Raw genomic sequence first — 6,141 nt, 5'->3', positions numbered from 1 at the left:
TCTAAAATCATACGGAAACCTCCTGCAATTGAATCAGTAATAAATTATCACTCCGAGTCTAGGATCGCATTTATGTTCGCGGTCTGAATACTTAGAGACTTCCTTATTTGGACGCATCGTTTGTCATCGTGGTCTTGATCCAGTAACTTTCTGCTCTTGTGTGCATAATCGTTTCGCAAGTCATTCAAAGACTTCTCTCCACTCCCGCTCTTAGCAAATCTCTTTAACTCCATGACACGCTGCTCGTCGTGACCCGACATAGAAAGGATCTTCTGAGTTAGTCGCCAACGCGTGTAAGTGTCATAGGCGGTCGTGAGAAAATTTTTTGTCAAGTGTTCGCCAAACTTCTCGGGATCCAAAGGTAAATCTTGCGATTTTTTTGAAGCACTACATACCCGCTCGTCGACTATGGACTTGAGGTACTGAGCTACATCAGCTTGCTGCTTATTATCTAACTTGGGCCAAACCTTATTGAAAATCTCACAAAACTGAGTGTCTATTTCCGAAACACCCTCCATCAGCAAGCCTCTCACCTGCTTCACTGTTTGCTCCCGAACCAATAAACTACCTACGACACTCTTAAATTTAACAATGAGAGCGTCTCGGTTCGCGACGTATACCCCGTCTATTTCTGCCTGCCTTACCGCGTCGAGGAGATCACCCACCGCACTAGAGGAGTAGAAAATAACGGGTAAATAAATATGGTCCGACTCACGGATTGATCGGACAAGTTCATCTCCTTGCAAACCTGGCATGTTGTAATCTACCATCAGTAGATCAAGATCTCTATCCTTCAGATGGCGATCCAATCGTTCTTTGATCGACCCATCTTCAGGAGCCTCAACAAAATTTATTTCCGCTCTAATTCCCAATTCACCAAGATATTCGGTTACGTCTTCCTGATCAGTGTCTGTGCTCCTCGGTTCATCATCGATCCAAAGAATCTTATAAGCAGTTTTCATGCCTTAAACTCCATTCTGACAATTGCACCAACTCCATTAATCCCGCTCGAAATGGATATCTTGCCCTGAAGTTCATCGACAATTTGCTTGACATGGTTTAACCCAATACCCGATCCAGATGTGTTGGTGACCCCCTTCTCAAAAAGCTCCTCTGGAGAAAAACGATCGGTTAGGCCAGCACCATTGTCGGCAAACTCTAGAACAATAATTTTGTCAGTCTGGAAGGCCCGGATAACCACCTTCGTAGCGCCAGCTTTGCCTGCGTTATCGATCAAATTATCAACTAGCATTGTCATCTCAACCGGTCGAAATGACCTAACCAACTGACAATTCTCAGAGTTCTCATATGTTGTTCGCAAATTCCAACCAAGGCCTACATCTTTGAAGTTCTGTAAATACTCATCAACAAACTGAAGCATGTCATCGCGAACCCTGTTAGTAGAAATATCAAAGTCGGCCTTTGATGCCAACTTTGACACATTTTGAATCTTTTCAATCTCGAAAAGGCTGGCCTCGATAACGTTGAAAAGGTCTGTTTTTGAGTAAGTAGACTCATCTTTCCGGTATCTACGTACGACACGATCCATACGCTTCAGTAAAGCACCTGCCACCAAACCGATCTGATGGTGCAACTGAATAATTCGCGTTTGATCAGCCGTACTTTCGAACTCTGCAAAAATCCTTTTCTTCTGTTCTGACTGAAGCTTTTTATTTGCCTCGTCAAATTTGATTTCTAGGCCACGATTCGTCTGATTCTTCTGCGCAAGTTCTTTCGCTTGGCGACTTATGAAACGGGATAGATCTCTTTTCTCGGATGGTTGCAGCTTGTGAATCGGAGTACCGTCAAACTTGTCCTCGAGGGTCTCGATAAGGTCATCGTAGTCCTGAGTCTCTTGGTCTGCGAGGGACGACAAATACTTGAGATTGATATCAATGTCGATTATGTGATTTTGCGGAGATCTAATCCTGACTACTGAATCTATGGTTTCCAATACGGGCTTCTCACCTTGCAGGTATTGGTAATTTCCAGCAAGAAGCTCTTCTTCATTGTCTTCGCCGATCGTTCGATCAATTCGGTCCCAGTCAAGACCATCGACGACAAATTTCTCGAGCTTTCTCATTGCCTTATGAAAAAACCCATAAACCAGCTCATCGTCTAACGAACTAGGGATGGACTGACTATCCGCAGAAAGTTCTCTAAAAGCAATATTACGCTTAAGCCCCTCACGGCTGGACACAGGTTCAAATTTTTCGTCTTTATCTGTAATTTGAATAAAACCCACCAGCTCCCGCAGACCGAAAAAACGACGCTGCCCCTGAGCTTTGCGCTTATCGATACCTAGCCAATCATCTCCGATCGATCCGTAGGGAAAGACCCTGAAGCTGTTAAGAAACAAAAATACCGAACCGTAATCCACGGATCTATATCCAGTGCGCCGCTTGAAGAAGGCCTTTGCTGGTTGATTTAGATAAAACAAAGTCAACCGGATGTTTTTCAGCTGCGAATAGGGATTTAGCTCAGTACTCCTGAATAGGAAATCTCCATCATGACGCAGCTCAAATGTTATCTGTTTCCCCTCTGGATCGATGTCGGCCTGAATAGACGAAGCGCGAAAATCTAATTCGTCAAAAATTTTGTTTTCAATCGGGCCATTGATTGGATGGTTTTGATCGTATTTCCAATGAGAAAACCGAACAGAAAACTTGCTACCAGGATCAATTATGAAACGCTCAAGTTCCTTGCGGAGAGACCGTAAGCGGTCGGCGCCCCACTCGCTGCGCAGGCCTCTTATCGTAAGGACTGTCCCATAAGGAGTTCGTCCTTTGCCCACCGCTTGCTGAAATTCCTCGATCGTTGGCTCGCTCGCAAACAGCTCAATGCTACCAATCTCATGATCTCGCCCATCGACCTCGAATTTCGTCCAATCCACATCCAACCTGACCGATGTCTGACCATACTTTCGAGTCAATATCTGGAGACTTGTGCCTAGACGGTCACAAGAAAAACGACCTATGCCCTTACTACCGGCATATGCACCGACGGTTGGGGCTGAATTCTTCTTTTCAGAGTATGCAATGTTTAGCCATTTATATTGAATGTCACTCAAACTCATTCCGAGCCCATCGTCGGATATCACAAGCTCAGTCGCCTCGGTTGAACAGATCTGTCGAAACTCAATCCATACGTTCGACGCGCCGGCGTCTTTGGAGTTTTTTATCAACTCAATGATCGCGATATCGTCGCTTATAATAAGGCCGCGACCAATAATATCCTTGAGCCTAGCGTGCGCGCTAAATTTCAAAGGTGCGAGATTACTCATATGACGCTATCTCAAGTAGCGTTTCACCAATCGCTTCGGCCAAAAGAGGCGGCACAGCATTGCCCACCTGAGTATATCGCGGACACTCTTGCTTCCGACGATGCCCGCCAGTTGTATACTTCCCTTTGAAACTGAACCAATCCGGGAATGTTTGGAGTCGCGCACTTTCTCTCACCGTCAGGATTCTAGGCTCTCCGTAATGAATCATGTCATCCGGAAGTGTTGTAACTGTACGAGCAAGCATTTCTGGATGCAGTGGAGTCAAACACTGCTTTTTAGTACTGAATTTTTTCCTATTTTCTGGGGACAGCGAGCGACCAAGTGGACATTGCGCCAAAATTCGAGAAAATCGCTCGATAATTTCAGGTCGATGATTAGGAAGTCGCAGGCTATCAGGCGCGAAACCCTTCTCTACATCCAATCGCATAAGCCGTTGAAATGCAGTTAAGGGCTCTCTGCCGTCATACAGTATTTGCTTAAACCGACGGTCTTCGGGATATTCGACAAGCTCCCATCGCCGAGTTTCTAAATCCCCTATAGCCTCCCGCACCCCGACTTTGTGCCCATTTAAAGACCGGCGGTTACGAAATGAGGGAATATTTTTCGACAAAATCTTGAGTGGATCACTCGGACTGGTATTTTGATCTTTGCGGATACACAACATTATGAAACGCTTCCTCATCTGAGGGACGCCAAAATCGCATGTGTCAATCAAATCTGAATAAACGTGATATCCAAATTCACCTAACGACGCCAAATGTAAGGCTATTCGGTCGGAATATGGCATTTCATCTTCAGAGAATGGGTGCTGAAATCCGCGAACATTTTCCAGCAACAGATACTTGGGTTCTACAAGTCGAACAATCTCGATATATTCTTCCGAAAGACGATTGCGAGGATCATCGTTACTTCGGAGGCCCGCCATGGAAAACCCTTGGCATGGCGGTCCGCCAGCAATAAGGTCAACATGACCCCTAAGCGATTTCAGCTGTGCCTGATAATTTGTTATAAGATTGGATGTCGTCATCGCCTCACACGGAAGCCATTCCGGCCATAAAAACCTGTACCGCCCGCCTCCGCATAAATTGGCCTTAAACGTGGAGAAGGCATCCTTTGATTTTTCAACAGAGAATAATCCATTCCACCCTGCCATCAAAAGCCCCAAAGAAAGCCCCCCACAACCCGAAAACAAATCAATGAACGTATTTAAGGTTTTTGTTTCCGTCTTGGAATCAGGTGTTTTACTTCTCATTTAGACACCAGATCGTTTGCGTCAAGACTTCGATCCAGTTCCTGACTCAGCGCTGCCGCGATTTTGTGCAAAGTCAACTCTGATACTATGCCACCCTTCTCAGCCTTAGAGACAGTTGCCCGGTCTAGGTCAGCAAGCCTCGCGAACTGATTCAAAGACAGCTTGGCTTCCAATCGCAAGCTTTTGATCTTGCTAATTATCATAAAACTCCTGTGGCACAACACCAATTCAAGTGAATATCATACCTAATTTTGCCCAACCACATACGCGCAAATCAGCAGAAGTCCACACAATTCTACCGGAGCAAACAGTTAGCGTCGAAAGGGAAAAATGCTGTCGACGCCACGCCTAGAAAGACAAGAATCTGCCACTTTGATTAAACAGCGCTAGACAGCGAAAAGAGCAGATTAGATTTGATCCCGATATCGTAATAAAAGATTTTTGAATGGCTAGGGCGCAAACACCGCACTTTGTTTCTTCGACCTCAATCCACCACCGTAAGCCCCAGCAAACGCGTCTTGAACTCACTTGAGTTTCAAGAGTTGCTGATGTTATTCAGATCAAATTCGTTTGGGTCAAATGGCCCGCTGTTCCAGACCCACACCTGTTCGTGACCAGGGTGGGGTGGGATGGTTTGTGTATTGTGTCAAGGAAATCCATTTATCCACCTGCACCACCAACATCTTCTGGTTGTGCCGATCGGTCAACGGCAAGGCACATCAGCCAGAAGTTTTGCTTGTCAATCGGCGAGATTTTTCCCACTTTGATTTTGTGTTCCCATCCGTCACCGAAGTCGTATTCGTAGACGAAGGTATCGCCCCCGTCGGGGGCGATCGTTTCAAGAGTCATGGATTTCTCATTCTTGAAGTTCTCGGGATGGTAAAATTCATCGGGGCCCAATATTTTGCAGAAGATTCGACAAATATTTACGTTCACGGGTGAATCACCGACCTCCAGAATATGTCGGGGCATGGCTATCAAGCACGCTAGGACGCTTTATCTCCTTACTGAACCGGGGAATAATGGGCGTTGACTAACATTCGCTCCTTTGATCAAACTCTTTGGGTGCCAAATGTAATACCTCTTTTCATCCATCACGCCAGCCCAAACAACCCCACCGAATCCGTTAATAATACTGCCGGGCTGCTTTTGGGTTGCATCAACTGCTTGCTGATCTTTCAACAGATGCGAAACATGGCCAAGGCCTTCAACTTCGAGAAAATGTAGTTCCCGATCAACCGACCAACTAACAAAACACGGTCTTGTAGTTCTTGCAATGCGCCCTTACAGGATTATTCGTACCCATAAGCAAACCAGCCAAGGACATGGGAACCCCTACCAACAACACGAAAAGGCTATGAAGATACATATATGATGCGGTAGTGAAACATCCTGGGGCATTAGGACATTACTACTGCATAGAACGCACCTCAATCATGTAACCCTCTAATTGCTATACCGTAAATTAAACCTGGTAAAAACATCGCATTCACGATTTCTAACAATTGGACAAGTGTCGGCCTTTTTACATTACTGGCATTCTTTGTGTCACAAATACATCTAAAACTTTCTTCCCTTCAGTAACAGTAAATCTCTACCAATATTT

General features: G+C 45.4%; 5 protein-coding genes. All 5 read right to left on the bottom strand.

Annotation, left to right across the window (positions count from 1 at the left end):
• Positions 1–47 precede the first annotated feature (47 nt).
• A complete protein-coding gene (locus B4C79_RS08980; protein ID WP_291740783.1) occupies positions 48–962 on the bottom strand; it encodes a response regulator in 915 nt (304 codons plus the stop codon).
• The gene (locus B4C79_RS08975; RefSeq protein WP_291740782.1) at positions 959–3,283 is read right to left on the bottom strand and encodes an ATP-binding protein; all 2,325 of its coding nucleotides are present in this window, start codon (positions 3,281–3,283) and stop codon (positions 959–961) included. Before B4C79_RS08975 ends, B4C79_RS08980 begins: the two co-directional genes overlap by 4 nt.
• The gene (locus B4C79_RS08970; protein ID WP_291740781.1) at positions 3,276–4,535 is read right to left on the bottom strand and encodes a DNA cytosine methyltransferase; all 1,260 of its coding nucleotides are present in this window, start codon (positions 4,533–4,535) and stop codon (positions 3,276–3,278) included. The genes B4C79_RS08975 and B4C79_RS08970 overlap by 8 nt, the downstream gene beginning before the upstream one ends.
• On the bottom strand, positions 4,532–4,738 hold the full coding sequence (locus B4C79_RS15875) for a helix-turn-helix transcriptional regulator (protein ID WP_367274731.1): 207 nt from the start codon (positions 4,736–4,738) through the stop codon (positions 4,532–4,534). The genes B4C79_RS08970 and B4C79_RS15875 overlap by 4 nt, the downstream gene beginning before the upstream one ends.
• Before the next feature lie 457 nt (positions 4,739–5,195).
• Positions 5,196–5,471, bottom strand: coding sequence for an IS1096 element passenger TnpR family protein (locus tag B4C79_RS08965; RefSeq protein WP_291740779.1), 276 nt, complete (start codon positions 5,469–5,471; stop codon positions 5,196–5,198).
• Positions 5,472–6,141 lie beyond the last annotated feature (670 nt).

The organism is Limnobacter sp. UBA7229 (genome assembly GCF_002473065.1).
Classification (GTDB): Bacteria; Pseudomonadota; Gammaproteobacteria; order Burkholderiales; family Burkholderiaceae_B; genus Limnobacter; species Limnobacter profundi.
This window is presented reverse-complemented; position numbering and strand designations above follow the sequence as displayed.